Here is a 14,914-nt window from a genome sequence, read left to right as displayed (position 1 = left end):
GCGGGGTACGGGCACCTGGCGGACGGCGACCGCTCAAGGTGCGGTGGCCGGACGCGTTGGCGAGCTGCTGCGGTACCGGGTGGCGGTCGAGGGCGGCATCGACGAGGTGGACGTGGAACTCCTCGGCCGGGAGGTGGCCGTGGTGCTCGCCGACCGGCCGGGGTTGGACGGGCGGCGGGCGGTGGCGGCTGCAACGGGTCGGCCCGGACGTCCCGGCGACTTCACCGTGCTGCTGACCACCCCGGCGACCCGCGCCGACCTGTGCGGGGACGCCGCCGACCGCTACACCTCCTGCCGGAACGGGGACCGGGTGGTGGTCAACGTGGCCCGCTGGGCGCGCGGGGTGCCCGGGTTCGGCGGTGACCTGGCGACCTACCGGGCGTACGTGCTCAACCACGAGGTCGGCCACCGGCTCGGCATGGGGCACGAGCTGTGCCCGGCTCGGGGCGCGCCGGCCCCGGTGATGCAGCAGCAGACGCTGGGGCTGCACCGCTGCGCGCCGAACGCCTGGCCGTACGTCGACGGCACCCTGCACACCGGCCGTCCGGGCGAGTACGACGACCCGGTGCCGGCGGGGGACTGACCCCGGCGTCGGTGTCCCGCCCACGGGACGGGCCCGTGCTTTCCCCGCCGGCTGCGGCTAGGCTGGCTGCGCTGGTCTCTGCCTTCTGCTACGAGGGAACGAGCCCGGTGGGCGTAGGGAGCAGTGCTAATGCACACCGAGCCTGGGCAACTCATGTCGACATCGGCGGCCGACCTCCGGATCACTCTCGTCAACATCGACGGCTACCTTTTACGGGTGAGCGTCGCCGGCGAGGTGGATTTCGCCACCTCCGGCGAGCTGCGCGCGGCGCTGGACGCCGTGCTGGCCGATCTCACCGGCACCCCCGTCGAGGTGGACCTCGCCGAGGTGCCCTTCCTGGACTCCTCCGGCGTCCACGTCCTGCTCGACGCGTACGGCTGGGCCGCCGCCCGGGACTGCCCGCTGGTGGTGGCGAACGCGCGGCCCGTGGTCCGTCGGGTTTTGGAGATCACCGGGGTGCTCGCCCTGCTCGGGCTCGCTCCGGCTGGCCGGTGACGCTCAGCTCGCCGGTCTCCACCAGCTCGCGGGCCACGTCGACCAGCTTGACGTTGATCCGTTGGCTCGCCATCACCAGCAGTTCGAAGGCCTGGGCGCCGGTGAGCCGGTGCCGTTCCATCAGGATGCCCTTGGCCTGGCCGATCAGGTCGCGTACGTCCAGCGCCCGGCTGAGCTGGTCGAGCCGCTGCGCGTCGGCGATCGCCACGGCGGCGTGCGAGGCGAAGAGCAGCCCGACCCGTTCCGACTCGCCGGTGAAGGCGTGCGGCTCGCGGGCGTAGAGGTTGAGCGCGCCCAGATTGTCGCGGGCGACGTAGAGCTGGAACGACAGCATGCTCCCGACGCCCAGCTCCCGCGCCCGGGCGATGAACCTGGGCCAGCGCTCCTCGGTGTCCACGTCGGGCAGCCGGACGGTCCGCTCGGTGTACGCCGAGGTGAGGCAGGGGCCCTCGCGGGTCTCGTACTGCGCCCGGTCGACCCGCAGCACCACCTCACCGGTGCCGGCCGGAGTGCTCACCCGGCGCCGGCCCTCGATCTCGGTGATCCCGGCGTGCCAGGCGCCGGGCACGGTGTCCACGGCAGCGTGCACGATGGCCCGGAGGGTGTCCTCCACTGTCCGCTCGCCCTGGAACTCCCGGGCGAGCATGGCGAGCCGGGCGGCGAGGGGGTGACCGCCGATCGCCCCGTCCCGGCCGGCGGAGGGGGACACGGCAGGTCGGGAATGTGGTTGATCGTTGGCCGGCACGGTGCCTCCTCCCCACCGCATGCGGGGGTTCGGCACGCCACCGAGCCCGACGCGGTCCTTGACGAATCCGCCGATACCCCGGCGCGTCGCGCGTCAATCCGGTGGGTGATCAGGCCGACGGCTGCCCGGCGGGGCCGTGCCAGCGCACCAGCAGCACGGTGGCGTCGTCGCCGAGCCGGTCGTTCTGGTGGGCGAGGATCGCGTGCACTAGGCGGCGGGCGGCCTCCGGTAGGGGCGAGTCGTCGGCCAGCGCGCGGACGGCGAAGTCGACCAGTCGGTCGACACCGAAGGCGGCACCGTCGGTGGAGCGGGCCTCGGTGATCCCGTCGGTGTAGAAGAGCACGACGTCGCCGGGCTCCAGCGCCTCTTCGATGACCACCGGCGCCCGGTGCTCGCCGAGGGTGACCGGCAGCGCGGTCGGCGTGGGCAGCACCGTCGCCACCCGGCCCCGGCGCAGCACCAGCCCGCTCGGGTGGCCGGCGGAGATCACCCGCAGCCGGCCGTTGCGCTGGTCCAGTTCGGCCAGCACCCCGGTGATCAGGCCCCGCCGGTCGTGGTCCCGGACCGTGGTGTCGATGTGGTGGTAGGTGGCGATCAGGTCCCGACCGGCCCGGCGGGCGTTGCGGTACGCGGCCAGCGCCAGGCTGGCCAGCATCACCGCCCGCATCCCACCCTGGGAGCCGTGGCCCACCGCGTCGAAGAGCGCCAGGTGGGCGATGTCGCCGTTGACCGCGTAGTCGAAGGCGTCCCCGCCCACGTCGTAGCTGGGCTCCAGGATGCCGCTGATGGTCATGCTGCCGGTGGAGAAGGTCAGCGGCGGCAGTTGGGCACGGAGCATCTCGGCGGCCATCTGCATCGGGGCGCGGCGGCGCACCAGCTCCACCGTGTCGCTGTACGCGGAGCGGGTGACCACCAGCTCGGCCAGGAGCGCGCAGGCCGCCTCGAACTCACCGACCCGGTCGGTGGGAACCGGTTCGGCGGTGACCACCTCGACCACGCCCATCCGTTCCAGCCCGTCCAGCAGCGGCACCCAGAGCCGCGCCGCTGCGGGCCCGCCGTCGGCGGCGTACGGGCGCATCATCGCGTAGGCCCGGCCGGCCAGGGTGCCGTCGATGTTCAGCGGGGCCTGGTCGCCGGCTCCGCCGTCGTCCATCAGCAGCAGTTCCCGCTGCTCGTGGTCGACCAGGTAAAGGCGCATGTCGATGGCGCCGAGATCCTCGGCCAGCCCGCGGGCCAGCCGCGGCAGATCCTCGGGACGGGCGTGATGGGAACGGTGCAGCAGCTCGTACAGCGCTTTCCGCTCGGTCATCGGTGTCCTCCGCCCTCGGTCCGCGTGCCGGTACCGGGTACCCCGCCGGCCGTCGCTCGGAACGCCGGCCGGTCAGCTCCGGGGGAAGGCGGCCCAGATGTTCTTGGTGCGGTCGGTGGCGTACCAGCCGACGTCCAGCGAGACGGCCTCGGCGATCTGGAGCCCCCGCCCGCCGGCACCCATCGGACGGGTGTGGGCCAGGTCCGGGATGGTGCTCAGGTCGTGGTCGGCGACGTCGAGGATGAACCGGTCCTCGGTGACCAGCAGGCGCACGATGGTGGGCGGGATGCCGTGCCGCAGGGCGTTGGTGGCCAGCTCCGTGGCGACCAGGGCGACCAGCTCGGGCACCTCGTCCAGCTTGCCCCCGGCGAGCAGTTCCTCGCCGGTCAGCGCCTGGTGCAGGGACGCTCGCAGGCCGCTCAGGTCGGCGGGGCTGGACAGCTGCCATCGCCGCAGCTCGGTAGCCTGCGGCGAGGGAGGCGAGGTGCGCAGCTGTGCCATGATCCTGATTTACCCTCGGTAGCGGCTTCCTATGCGGGGCAGGTAGGTGTCGTGACCCTGACAGCTCCTCCGCCGCAGGCAGCGGGCCCGGCCCGGGCCGACCCCGCCGGGGGCCGCTGTTCGGGCGGGTGGCGCGGGCCCCGCTGGTGCGTGGTTGTTCTACGCTCCTCTATGTGAGCGAGCTCATTCCGGAACCGGTGCACCCGGGACAGATCCGTACCTCCGACGCCGACCGGGAGCGGGTCGCGGCCGTGCTGCGGGAGGCGGCCGCCGAGGGTCGGCTCGACCTGGGCGAGCTGGACGAGCGGCTGGGCCGCGTCTACGCCGCCCGCACCTACGCCGAACTCGAACCCCTGACCCACGACCTCCCCGCCGTGGGGTCGTCGCTGTTCCCGCCCCCGCCGCCGGCGTACGTCGCCGGGGCGCCGGTGTCGCGCAGCGGCTATGCCCTGGCCGGCAAGTTCGAACGGTCCGGCCCGTGGAGCGTCGGCCCCGAGTTCACCTGCCTGGCGTTCTGGGGCGGCGGGCTGGTCGACCTGCGCGACGCGATCTTCACCGTGGGGGCGGTGCGGATCAATGCCTACGCCCTGATGGGGGGCCTGGAGATCTGGGTGCCCGAGCAGGCCACCGTGCACGTTACCGGGGTCGGGGTGATGGGCGGCTTCGACCACCGGGCCACCGGGCCGGGCGCGCCGGGTGCCCCGACGGTCACCGTCGGCGGGTTCGCCCTCTGGGGCGGGGTGGCGATCAAGCGCAAGCCCTCCGAGCGGGAGCTGCGGATGCGCAAGCAGGAGAAGAAGCGCAGGAAGCTGGAGAACTGGTCGCCCGACTCCGACGACTGACGACCGGCCGGTCCGGTCGCCCGACTCCGACGGTGGGACCGAAAGCAGGCTCTTTCGCCGAGGTCCGGCCGCCCGGCCAGCCGATCGAGCTGCGGTAGTGGGCCACCGGGCAGTGCCGATCAGACGCCGGTTGAGATACCGTCGCGAGGTGATCGTCGAGGAGCATTGGTGGAACGGGGACGCGACGGCACGCGGCCGTCGCGACGTGTACATCCGCAGCGATGGGCTGCGCTGGGAGGTACAGGCACAGATCGGCGGCGCCTACGGCCGCTCGAAGGTGCAGGAGTGTCCGAGTCGTACCTCGGCGAGCATCCTCGCCGGGGCGTGGCGCGGGGGTAATCCCGCGTGGCGCGAGTTGCCCCGCTGAGCGCGGGCGCGTTCGCGCGCAACTGACGCCGACCCCCGCCGGCGCGGTCGCCCGCGCCGCCGGGTTCCGCCGTCCGCCGTCCGCGTCGGGTCACCCACCACAAAACGTTGATCACGGTACGTCGGGCGACCGGCTGGCGGCCGCCGCGGTGCACTCAGCTGGGTGCCGCGATGCCGGCTTGCCGGTTCGCCTCCGCCATGTCGAGGCCGGACGCCTGGAGCGTCTCGCTCACCACGATGCCCAGCTGCGAAACGACGATCGTGCCGGAGAAGCCCAGGCCCTCCGCGTACGCCCGGCGGGCCTCGCCCGCGGCCTGCACCGCGCGGGCCCGGGCGATGTCCGGGACGCGGCCGGCGAGGAAGTCCCGGTGCAGCAGCCGCAGCGACTGCCCGAAGTGCTCGACCGAGCGGGGCAGGTCGGGCGGGACGGGTTCACCGGCGTCGAGCAGCGACACGCTTCGTCGCACCATGCCGCGGGCGTTGACGAAGGCCAGCTCCAGATGGTCGGCGGCGTGCTCGTACCGGCCCAGCAGCTCGCGCCGTCGCCGCCACCAGGGGGACAGGACGGCCACCTCTCGTGCGGCGGCGACGATCTCGGTGGTCTGCCGGCGCTCGGCCTCGGCCGCGACGAGCCGGTCCAGCGCCTCCTGAGCCCTCGCCGCGTTCCCCTCCCGCAGCGCGTCGGCGGTGACCGTCAACTGGTGCGCGAACAGATCCAGTGTCGGGCCGGCCGCGCGGTGCACCACCCGGACCGGGTTGATCGGCAGGATCAGCAGCGCCACGGCGACCGCGGTCAACCCACCGACCAGGGCGTTCGCGGTCCGCGGTACGGCGAGGTCCGGCCCTTCCGGGGACACCGTTCCCAGCAGCACCGCGGTGCTGCCGGCCTGCACCATCACCGCGCCGCTGCCGCGGAACAGCACCGCCACGGAGATCGCGAGCGCCACCACGAAGCCGGTCTGCACCGGCCCCGCCCCGATCACCTCGATGATCAGGTCCCCGGCCAGCACCCCGAGGATCACCCCGGCCAGCAGCTCGGCGGTGCGGCGTACCCGGTTGCCGATCGCGGCGGCGATCGTGCCCACCGCCGCCGCGGGCGCGAACAGCGGTTGCGGGTTGTGCAGCACGTTGCTGGCGATGGACCAGGACAGTCCCGCCGCCAGCCCCGCCTGGAGGGCGACGATGAAGTAGGTGCGCAGCCGTTCGTACGCCTCCCGCACGGTGCGCCGCGCGTTGTCGACGACGGCGTTCATCGGGCGGACCGGACGGTCCGGTCCGCGCGGACGGACCGGGGGGCGCCGCTCCGCAGCCGGGGCGACAGTCCGCAGGCGCGCTCACGTCCCTTCCTACCCGGCAGGCGGGGGCGTAGTCGTCCCCACCTGGGCTGCGGTGGGCGCAGTGCGCTGGCCGGCCGCTGCGGTGGTGATCACGTCCGCGGGCGCCTTCAGCGGTGCGACGATCCTCGGGTAGGTCGTGACGTCGCGTGACGTAGGTGGGCTCGCTCGGCCAGCGATCCTGGCGGCCGTCGTCACGCACGCGCGCATCTCGAAGGCGATCTCATCCCGACCGTCTGACCGACGCACGTCCACCCGGAGGGCTCCGATGACCGACCCACCCGAGATCATCCGTCGCTACTTCGCGCTGGCCGGCCAACCGGACCGGGACGCCTACTTCGCGCTCTTCGCCGACGACGCGGTCGTCGAGGACGAGGGCAGGGAGCACCGGGGGATCGAGGCGATCCGCGCCTGGCGCCGGGACACGCCCCTGGTGTCGTACGAGATCACCGACGTCGAGGACACCTCGGAGGGGACGGTGGTGACCGCCACCATCAGCGGGGACTTTCCCGGCAGCCCCGTCGCCGGCCTGCGCTTCCGGTTCGCGGAGTACGACGACCGGCAGATCCGCCGGCTGCGCATCGCGCCCTGAGCAGGAGGGCGGGGTGCACCGAAGGCCCTGCCCCGGTGATTGTGCCGATCCAGGCGGTGAGGCGTACCGTTGGCTTGTCGCCCGGGCCCCCGGTGGCCGTCAGGTGCCGTCGCCGCCAGTTCATGGCGGCCTTGACCAATCGTCATGCCCATCGGGACGGCCGCTCGCCGTGCTGGCTGATCGCCTACCACGTCCCGACCGCACAATCCGCCGGTCACGCACGGTTCAGGGCTTTCGCCCCGACAGCCGGCGGTGGGATCGACCGGCGCAATCACACCGCCGTCCGTGAGCGTGACCGCCCCGGACGGCTTCACAAGGGAGCACCTGAATGAGGATCGCCAGACACCGGATCGCCGCCGCCCTTCGCGAACGCGGCCAGCAGATGAGGGCCGACTGGATCGAACGCGAACTGCCGGAACTGGTGGACCCGGCGCAGCACGTCGGGCTGCTCGCCACCCTGCATCTCGATCCGGCCGATCTCGTGGACGCGCCGTCCCGATGAGGGTGGCGCACATCGAGGGCGAGCAGGTCGGTACCGGCGGCCGGTCACCGGTCGCCGGGGCCGAGGCTGGGAAGGCGGTGCCGGAGCGCTCGCCCGCACCAGCCCGCACCGTGGCCTGACTGCCGCCACCCACAGGTCGCCGCTGTGGACGTACGCCGCCGCCCGATCGCAGGTGCGGCGACCGGGCGGCAGGGTCGTGCGGACGATCAAATGGTGTGGGCGGGCGGAGCGACTGTCGGCCTCGGCCAACCAGGTGACCCGATCGTCAGCCTGACGACGTGGAGCCGGGCGCTCTCGGCGCGGACGAAGTCGCCGCTGTCGCCGAAGCGCGGGCGGTCGCCGGGGCGGGCGGGTGCCGCTACCTGTCAGGCGATCTTCGCCACCGCCAAGTGGCGCTACGCGGCCCGATGGCCCGGCTGCTCAGGGGCGCTCGTTGGAGAAGTGGCCGCGCAGGGTGGCCAGCGCTCGGGTGATGAGCCGGGAGACGTGCATCTGCGAGATGCCGATCTGCTCGGCGATCTGGCCCTGGGTGAGATTGCCGTGGAAGCGCATGCTCAGGATTCGGCGTTCGCGTTCCGGCAGGGTGGCGAGGGCCGGGCCGAGGGCGACGCGGAGCTCGACGAGGTCGAGGCCGTGGTCGTAGTCGCCGAGGGTGTCGCCCAGTTCCATGCTGCCGTCGGCACCCGTCGGGGTGGACAGAGAGGTGGCGCGGTAGGCGCGGGCCCCTTCCAGTCCTTCCAGGACCGTCTCCTCGGGCAGGTCGAGGTACGTCGCGATGTCGGCCACGGTCGGTGAGCGCCCGAGGGTGTGGCTGAGGGTGCTGTTGGCCTCGGTGATCGCCAGGCGCAGCTCCTGCAGGCGGCGGGGCACCCGCACGGCCCAGGTGCGGTCGCGGAAGTACCGCTTGATCTCGCCGATGACGGTCGGGATGGCGTACCCGGTGAAGTCGACGCCCCGGGTGGGGTCGAAGTTGTCGACGGCCTTGATCAGCCCGACCACCGCGGTCTGGGCCAGATCCTCGTCGTGTACGCCGCGTCCCGAGTAGCGGCGCGCCAGGTGGCGGGCGAGCGGCAACCACGCCTCGATGGCGCGTTCCCGCAGTGCCGGGCGGCGCGGGTCGCCGGTCGGGGTCGCGGCCATCGTCGCCAGGAGGGCATCCGCGCTGTCGGCGCTCTGCGCGCTGCTGCGCTGGCCGAAGCGGGTGCCAGTCGTCGGTTCGAAGGTGGTGACCATGAGTGTGGCCTTCCCGCACGGGCCCGCTGATCGAAACGACCGGAAGAACTCCGAACCGGCTGTCGCCGGGGCGCACATACGGGCTGGTGCGCTGTCGCAAGGCCACGATCACGGGCCTCGCCACCGCGTCATGTCGTTCACTTGATGCCGCGAACGCTACCCGAAAGGCGGATCAATTGCTAGCCGAAAGTATGAGGTATCCCAGCGTGGCGGCCGGTGACGCGGCGACGGCGGGAGGATCATCCAATCCGCCCCGGCACGGCTCGGCGATGGCTGACACTGAAGGTGAAAGGGCGCCGGGTCAGCCGGTAGCCGGCCGCCAGGAGGGGAGTGCATCGTGACGTCGGGATCGATGACTGCACGGATCAAGGGTCTGCTCAACAGCCCGAAGGGTCGTGACCTGATGCGGTTCGCCGCACCCAAGCGGCCAAACCCAGCACCCAGCAGAAGCTTCGACAGCTCATGGAGCGGGTGACCGGAGGATCGGGTCGACGCCGCTGATCAACTGGCGGACTGCGACGAGTGGACATGCGATCGTGAGTGACACCAGCATCGGCGCCGACCGCCAGCGAGGCAGCGACTACGCCGACCTGTCCCGGCAGGTCCGGGCCGCGGGTCTGCTCGAGCGGCGACGGGGGCACTACACCGTGCGGATAGGCCTCGTCGTCGCTTCCTTCGTCGGACTGTGGGGCCTGTTCGCCCGGTTGGGTGAATCGTGGTGGCAACTGGGTGTCGCCGCGGCTCTCGCGGTGGTCTTCGCGCAGGCCGGATTCATCGGCCACGACGCCGGGCATCGGCAGATAGCCCGCACGCGGCGGGGGAACGACCTGATCGGCATGGTGCACGGCAACCTGCTGACCGGGCTCAGCTACGGCTGGTGGGTGGACAAGCACAACCGGCACCACGCCCACCCGAACACCGAGGGCAAGGACCCCGACATCACCGTGGCGCCGCTGTCCTTCACCACCGGCCAGGCCCGGCGACGACGCGGCCTCGGTGCGCTGGCCGTCCGCTTCCAGGCGTACCTGTTCTTCCCGCTGCTCCTGCTGGAAGGCCTGCACCTGCACGCCAACAGCGTGAAGGCCCTCCTCGGCCCACGCCGCATCGCGCGTCGGCCCGCCGAAGCCGGACTGCTCGCCCTGCACCTGGGTGGCTATTTCGCCGCCGTCCTCCTGGTGCTGAGTCCGGCGCAGGCCGTCGCGTTCATCGCGGTCAACCAGGGGGTGCTCGGCCTCTACCTCGGCTGCTCGTTCGCGCCCAACCACAAGGGCATGCCGATCCTCGACGCCGAGGACAACCTCGACTATCTGCGGCGGCAGGTCCTCACCTCGCGCAACGTCCGCGGTGGACGGTTCGTCGACGCCCTGCTCGGTGGACTGAACTTTCAGATCGAACACCATCTGTTCCCGAGCATGCCGTGCCCCAACCTGCGCCACGCCCGGCCACTGATCCGCCGGTTCTGCGCCGAGCACGACATCGACTACCACGAGACCACCCTCGGCCGGTCCTGGGCCGAGGCACTGCGCCACCTGGACGACATCGGCTCCCGCGAGCCGCGGACGGACGCCGCACTGCGCTGAGGCCGGGTTCCCGCGTACCTCGTGGGTCTGGTCCGCAGGTGGTCCCGATGGCGGCGCGGCCTGCTCGGCCGGGTACCTGACGGCGTCGGGTCAGTCGCGCTGCTCCGCGTCGTCACCCCTGGCCGCCGTCGGCCGCTTCGAGGGGCGGGCCGGGGTCACCGTGAAGGGATGGCGCAGCTGCCGCATCGCCTCCTCGCTGCCGTCGAAGGTCACGCCCGGGTCGTCGAGCTCGTCGGTGGTCGGCGTGGCGAGGAACAACGCGGAGCGATCATTGTCGTTCGATGTCATGCAACAGTCCCATTTCGGCAGGTGAGGAGCGCACTGGTTCGCGGGCAGGTCTCGCCGCGCATTTCTTGGTAACCGGCCGGCGCTCGCACTGGCGCTCGGTGGCGGTGTCTCGATCACGGGCGACCGCCCGGCGACACACACCGAACCTTACCCGGCGTTGCCATCCGTCGTGCACCGCCGCCGCAGCGGGCCGCCCGCCGGCCGCGCTGCGCGGTCCACCCTCGCCGCCGGCGAAGCGGGCGGGGACCGTGCGGCGCCGACCGCCGCGGCGCACGAGCCGGCGTCCGTCCGCTGGTCGCGGGGACGCTGGCTCCGATCGCGGGTACGTCAGTACCCGGCGATGAAGTAGCCCGCCTGGTCGACGATGACGTGGCTGCTGCGCACGATCACCCGGTCGCCGTGCCGACCTGCGTCACCATGTGGTTCGCGGCGGTCTCCCGGGCCACGAAGTTGACGTTCGAGGCATCCGGCACCGGCGAGCCGACGGGTTCGTGTCCGTCGACCACGGTCTGTCTGACGTAGGTTCGGCCCTGTGCTCGACCTGCCACTGTCGTCCGCGTTCGTGGTCTTCGACGATCAGGACTCCGGCTGCCTGTCCTACGGCGTCGAGGTGGTGGGCCGTCGCTGGTTCGTGAAGCGGGCCACCACACCGGAGGCTCGGCCTTCGCTGGTCCGGGCAGGCCGGCTGCACGCCGCGGTGGCGCACCCGGCGATCGTCAGCCCCGAACAGATCCTCGACGGCCCCGACGGACCGGTACTGGTGTACCCGTGGCACGACGGCGACGTGCTCAACCGGGCCACGAAGCATGGCTCCGACCGGACGGCGCTGGCCCGGTTCCAGCAGCTTCCCGTCCCGGAGGTGGAGGCGGCCATCGACACGATCCTCGACGCGCACCTGGCCGTCACCGCCGCCGGGTTCGTCGCGGTCGACCTCTACGACGGCTGTTTCCTGTACGACTTCGTCGCCCGCCGGATGCGCCTGGTGGACCTCGACGAGTACCGGCCCGGCCCGTTCGTCCTCGACGCGGACCGGTTGCCGGGGTCGCGCCGCTACATGGCGCCGGAGGAGTTCGTCCGTGGGGCGATCATCGACCAGCGCAGCACCGTTTACACCCTCGGCCGCACCATCGGCCACCTGCTCACCTCTCCAGAGGGTTGGCGAGGGTCTACCCGCCAGCGTGATGTCGCGGCTCGCGCGACTCGGCGGCGGCCCGCCGACCGGTACCCGGATGTCGCCGCACTTACCAGCGGTTGGCGCTGGGCGATGAGGGGATAGCAGGCCCGGGTGGGCTCATCGCTTCTTGCGACGCCCTTCCGTAGGGCCGCCTCGGCTTCCTGACGTCGACGGACGGCGGCCTCGTCGCGCTGGGAAACGACGGCCGCTTCGGAGAGGCGGGGCGGCGAATCGGCAGCGGCCGCTGGAGGATTCCGCCTCGCCGATTGGGCAGGAGACGCCGGGCAATTACGGGTCCGAGGCGTGATCGCGCGGGCTACCTGAAGCGCTCCGTCGCCCCGGAGCTGTACTAGCTCACTTGTCTTGTGGGCGGGATGAGGCACCCGCCCACTTGGCAGGAGCGGACGCGGTATGGGCTCGCAGCAGTCCCTCGACGCCGCGCAACGCAGGCTGAACGCAGCTCAGGATGGCTGGCGTGCGGCGTGAGTCCGGATGAGTTCCTCGACACCGCGGAGGAAGGTTTCGCAGATCAGTACCCGGTCGAAAAGGCAGCCGGCCGCCATGGCCCCATCGCGGAGCATGACGAAGTGCTGCGCGGCGGGCTCGGCCTCGGTTCTCTGGATCCTCGCCATCAAGGTGTTGATCGTGTCGAGGAACCACTGTCGATGCGCGAGGACGGCTTGGTGCACGGGGTGGTCGGGATCGGGATACTCAGCCACGGCGTTCAGGAAGGCGCAGCCGCGAAAGCCGGCGGACTGGATGCCCTGGGCAATCGACTCTGCGATGGCCCGGAGGGCGTCAGGCGCCGGTAGGCGGGCGGTGATGGCGTCCACTGGGCCGCGGATGGCTTGATCGGCCGCCTGCAGATAAGCGAGGACGAGATCCTCCCTTCCGGGAAAGTGCCGATAGAAAGTGGCCCGGGTCACTTTCGCCTCTGCAATGATCCGATCGACGCTGACCGAATGGATCCCCTCGCTGTAGAAAATCCTGGTCGCGGCGCCAAGGAGCCGTTGTCGCGCCTCGGACGGTCGGCTGTCACTGTCGCCACGTGCCATGAGCCCATCGTAGTGATAGAACGTTCGGTCTTGACCTTCGGTCCATCGCGTTGCGGCCGGTCCTTGCCGGTCGCTCGATGGCCGCGCAGCCCGAACCAGTGGCAGCTAGGTAGTGGGTAGAACGTTCTGTCTTGACATGGCGGCGCGAGGTCTTCATCATTGATCGAGACAGAACGTTCTGTTCTCAGGGTGAACTTTTCGGTCGCGCGCGCCGCTGGTCGCGGTTCTCCCTCAGGAATCCACCGGAAGGGCCCCATGACCACCGTTACCGCACCCGGCATCTCGACGACGGCGTCCGCCCTTCGGCGGCTGTACTTCGCACGCTTCGCGTTCGCCATCGTCTGGGCCCTCGTGATGTTCACGACCGCCAAGCACCTCGGCCCGCTCACCGTGACGCTGCTCGTGCTCTACCCGCTGTTCGACGTGGCCGCCGCCGTCATTGACGCCCGCGCGTCGCGCGCCACCGGATCGCCCACCCTGCTGTACCTGAACGTCGCAGTCAGCGCGCTCGCCGCGGTCGGCCTGGCCATCGCCGGCGCGTCCGGCATCCCGGCGGTCCTGCGCGTGTGGGGTGCCTGGGCGGTCGTGGCCGGGCTCGTTCAGCTGATCGTGGCGGTCCCCCGCCGCAGAATGGGTGGCCAGTGGCCGATGATCATCAGCGGCGGCCTCTCCGTACTCGCCGGCGGGTCGTTCATCGCCGCAGCCTCCGCGGACAACCCGGTGCTGACCAACGCGATCGGCTACGCCATCCCCGGCGCCATTTTCTTCCTCATCTCGGCCATCCGCCTCGGCCGCGCCGCGAAGGCGAACTGACATGGAAAACGCTATGTATGACGTCGTCGTCATCGGCGCGGGGCCGGTCGGGGAGAACGTCGCCGATCGGGTCGTGCAGGGCGGCCTGACCGCCGCCATCGTCGAGCGGGAACTGGTCGGTGGTGAATGCTCATACTGGGCCTGCATGCCGACCAAGGCGTTGCTGCGCAGCGCAACCGCGCTCCGGGCGGCACGCCGGCTGCCCGGCGCGCGTGAGGCGGTAACGGGCGACCTGGACGCGGCCGCCGTACTGCGCCGTCGCGACTCCTTCGCCTCGAACTGGTCGGACAACGGGCAGGTGTCCTGGCTCGACTCGGCCGGGATCGCGCTGTATCGCGGCCAGGGACGGATTAGTTCCGACCGGGTCGTCGAGGTGTGGACCGGCGAGGACGGCCCGACCATCTCGCTCACCGCCCGGCATGCGGTTGTCGTCGCCACCGGAAGCAGCGCGCTGATCCCGGACGTCACCGGGATCCGCGAGGCGGCACCCTGGACCAGCCGGCAGGCAGCCGCCGCGACCGAAATTCCCGGCCGGCTCGCCGTCATCGGGGGTGGCGTGGTGGCGTCGGAGATGGCGACCGCGTTCGCAAGTCTCGGATCTATGGTGACGGTGCTGGCCCGTGACGGTGTCCTGCACCTGGCGGAGCCGTTCGTCGGCGAGTGGGTCACGCGGTCGTTGCGAGAAGCCGGTGTGTTCGTAAGGCTCGGTGCCGAGGCCGCGTCGGTGAACCGGGACGGCGATGGCACGGTGCACATCACGCTCACCGACGGCGAGCAGATCGAAGCGGACGAACTCCTGGTTGCGACCGGCCGTACGCCGAACACACAGGACATTGACCTCGACAAGATCGGCCTGAAGCCCGGTGCCTGGCTCACGGTCGACGACACATTGCGGGTCGTCGACGACGACGGGGCGTTGATCGGCGACGGATGGCTGTACGCCGCCGGTGACGTCAACCGACGCAACCTACTGACCCACCAGGGCAAGTACCAGGCTCGCGCAGTGGGCGACGTCATCGTGGCGCGGGCCAAGGGCGAATCGGTCGAGGATGGCCGGTGGGGCCGGCACGTCGCTACTGCCGACGAGCGTGCCGTGCCGCAGGTCGTCTTCACCGACCCGGAGATCGCGTCGGTGGGGCTGACCGCAGCCGCCGCCGAGGCCGCTGGGCTGCGGACCCGGGTCATCGACTACGACCTGGCCGCCGTCGCGGGATCCGCTCTGCACGCCGAGGGATACCAGGGAAACGCCCGGATGGTCGTCGATGAGGACCGGCAGGTGATCGTCGGCTTCACGCTCGTCGGTCCGGACGTCGCGGAACTGCTGCATGCGGCGACGATCGCGGTCGTCGGCGAGGTGCCGCTGGATCGGTTGTGGCACGCCGTTCCCGCGTTCCCGACGGTCAGCGAGGTTTGGCTGCGCCTGCTTGAGGCGTACGGCCGCTGACAGCGAGCCGAGTACTCCTCGACCGGTCGCGGTTCGTGGCGGGACGAGACGCGCTGGC

At 71.6% G+C, this 14,914-nt stretch carries 17 protein-coding genes; 10 read left to right on the top strand and 7 right to left on the bottom strand.

The window, feature by feature from the left end; translation table 11 throughout:
- On the top strand, window positions 1–583 hold a 583-nt coding region (locus tag JNW89_RS03010; RefSeq protein ID WP_238447585.1), incomplete at its 5' end, for a DUF3152 domain-containing protein.
- A gap of 153 nt (window positions 584–736) precedes the next feature.
- Window positions 737–1,078 (top strand): STAS domain-containing protein, encoded by a 342-nt coding sequence (locus JNW89_RS03005; protein WP_238447584.1) that lies wholly within the window; start codon window positions 737–739, stop codon window positions 1,076–1,078.
- Here JNW89_RS03005 and JNW89_RS03000 read toward each other — a convergent pair.
- From JNW89_RS03000 to JNW89_RS02990, 3 genes are all read right to left on the bottom strand, one after another.
- The gene (locus JNW89_RS03000; RefSeq protein WP_238447583.1) at window positions 1,032–1,787 is read right to left on the bottom strand and encodes a GAF and ANTAR domain-containing protein; all 756 of its coding nucleotides are present in this window, start codon (window positions 1,785–1,787) and stop codon (window positions 1,032–1,034) included. The genes JNW89_RS03005 and JNW89_RS03000 overlap by 47 nt on opposite strands.
- Window positions 1,788–1,932: 145 nt before the next feature.
- Complete coding sequence (locus tag JNW89_RS02995) at window positions 1,933–3,132, bottom strand: PP2C family protein-serine/threonine phosphatase (protein ID WP_238447582.1); 1,200 nt, start codon at window positions 3,130–3,132, stop codon at window positions 1,933–1,935.
- A 72-nt stretch (window positions 3,133–3,204) separates the two neighbouring features.
- Window positions 3,205–3,633, bottom strand: a complete 429-nt coding sequence (locus JNW89_RS02990; protein WP_238447581.1) for an ATP-binding protein — start codon at window positions 3,631–3,633, stop codon at window positions 3,205–3,207.
- A gap of 173 nt (window positions 3,634–3,806) precedes the next feature.
- On the opposite strand from JNW89_RS02990, the gene JNW89_RS02985 reads away from it, so the two are divergent.
- Together JNW89_RS02985 and JNW89_RS02980 are read left to right on the top strand one after the other, a co-directional pair.
- Window positions 3,807–4,475 (top strand): DUF1707 domain-containing protein, encoded by a 669-nt coding sequence (locus JNW89_RS02985; protein ID WP_238447580.1) that lies wholly within the window; start codon window positions 3,807–3,809, stop codon window positions 4,473–4,475.
- A 148-nt stretch (window positions 4,476–4,623) separates the two neighbouring features.
- The gene (locus JNW89_RS02980; protein ID WP_088964186.1) at window positions 4,624–4,842 is read left to right on the top strand and encodes a hypothetical protein; all 219 of its coding nucleotides are present in this window, start codon (window positions 4,624–4,626) and stop codon (window positions 4,840–4,842) included.
- Window positions 4,843–4,996: 154 nt separating this feature from the next.
- On the opposite strand, the gene JNW89_RS02975 is transcribed toward JNW89_RS02980, so the two are convergent.
- A complete protein-coding gene (locus JNW89_RS02975) occupies window positions 4,997–6,094 on the bottom strand; it encodes an aromatic acid exporter family protein (RefSeq protein ID WP_238447579.1) in 1,098 nt (365 codons plus the stop codon).
- Window positions 6,095–6,443: 349 nt separating this feature from the next.
- On the opposite strand from JNW89_RS02975, the gene JNW89_RS02970 reads away from it, so the two are divergent.
- Both JNW89_RS02970 and JNW89_RS02965 read left to right on the top strand, forming a co-directional pair.
- Entirely contained in the window at window positions 6,444–6,767 is a 324-nt protein-coding gene (locus tag JNW89_RS02970) for a nuclear transport factor 2 family protein (protein ID WP_238447578.1), read from the top strand.
- Between the two features lie 328 nt (window positions 6,768–7,095).
- Window positions 7,096–7,269, top strand: a complete 174-nt coding sequence (locus JNW89_RS02965) for a hypothetical protein (RefSeq protein ID WP_238447577.1) — start codon at window positions 7,096–7,098, stop codon at window positions 7,267–7,269.
- Window positions 7,270–7,689: 420 nt separating this feature from the next.
- On the opposite strand, the gene JNW89_RS02960 is transcribed toward JNW89_RS02965, so the two are convergent.
- A complete protein-coding gene (locus tag JNW89_RS02960; protein WP_375155034.1) occupies window positions 7,690–8,502 on the bottom strand; it encodes a SigB/SigF/SigG family RNA polymerase sigma factor in 813 nt (270 codons plus the stop codon).
- Window positions 8,503–9,035: 533 nt separating this feature from the next.
- Between JNW89_RS02960 and JNW89_RS02955 the strand changes: the two genes are divergently transcribed.
- A complete protein-coding gene (locus tag JNW89_RS02955; RefSeq protein ID WP_375155035.1) occupies window positions 9,036–10,082 on the top strand; it encodes a fatty acid desaturase family protein in 1,047 nt (348 codons plus the stop codon).
- 90 nt (window positions 10,083–10,172) lie between these two features.
- Here the strand turns inward: JNW89_RS02955 and JNW89_RS02950 are convergent, their stop codons facing one another.
- Window positions 10,173–10,370, bottom strand: coding sequence for a hypothetical protein (locus JNW89_RS02950; protein ID WP_238447575.1), 198 nt, complete (start codon window positions 10,368–10,370; stop codon window positions 10,173–10,175).
- A gap of 532 nt (window positions 10,371–10,902) precedes the next feature.
- On the opposite strand from JNW89_RS02950, the gene JNW89_RS02945 reads away from it, so the two are divergent.
- Complete coding sequence (locus JNW89_RS02945; protein WP_238447574.1) at window positions 10,903–11,646, top strand: serine/threonine protein kinase; 744 nt, start codon at window positions 10,903–10,905, stop codon at window positions 11,644–11,646.
- Between the two features lie 359 nt (window positions 11,647–12,005).
- Here the strand turns inward: JNW89_RS02945 and JNW89_RS02940 are convergent, their stop codons facing one another.
- A complete protein-coding gene (locus tag JNW89_RS02940) occupies window positions 12,006–12,599 on the bottom strand; it encodes a TetR/AcrR family transcriptional regulator (RefSeq protein WP_238447573.1) in 594 nt (197 codons plus the stop codon).
- 159 nt (window positions 12,600–12,758) lie between these two features.
- Here JNW89_RS02940 and JNW89_RS02935 point away from each other — a divergent pair, with 159 nt between their 5' ends.
- Window positions 12,759–13,412, top strand: a complete 654-nt coding sequence (locus tag JNW89_RS02935; RefSeq protein WP_238447572.1) for a hypothetical protein — start codon at window positions 12,759–12,761, stop codon at window positions 13,410–13,412.
- Window position 13,413: 1 nt separating this feature from the next.
- Entirely contained in the window at window positions 13,414–14,856 is a 1,443-nt protein-coding gene (locus tag JNW89_RS02930) for an NAD(P)/FAD-dependent oxidoreductase (protein ID WP_238447571.1), read from the top strand.
- Window positions 14,857–14,914 lie beyond the last annotated feature (58 nt).

Source organism: Micromonospora sp. 4G55 (genome assembly GCF_016803375.1).
The sequence above is the reverse complement of the archived record's forward strand: the minus strand, read 5'-3'. Positions and strand labels throughout refer to the sequence as shown.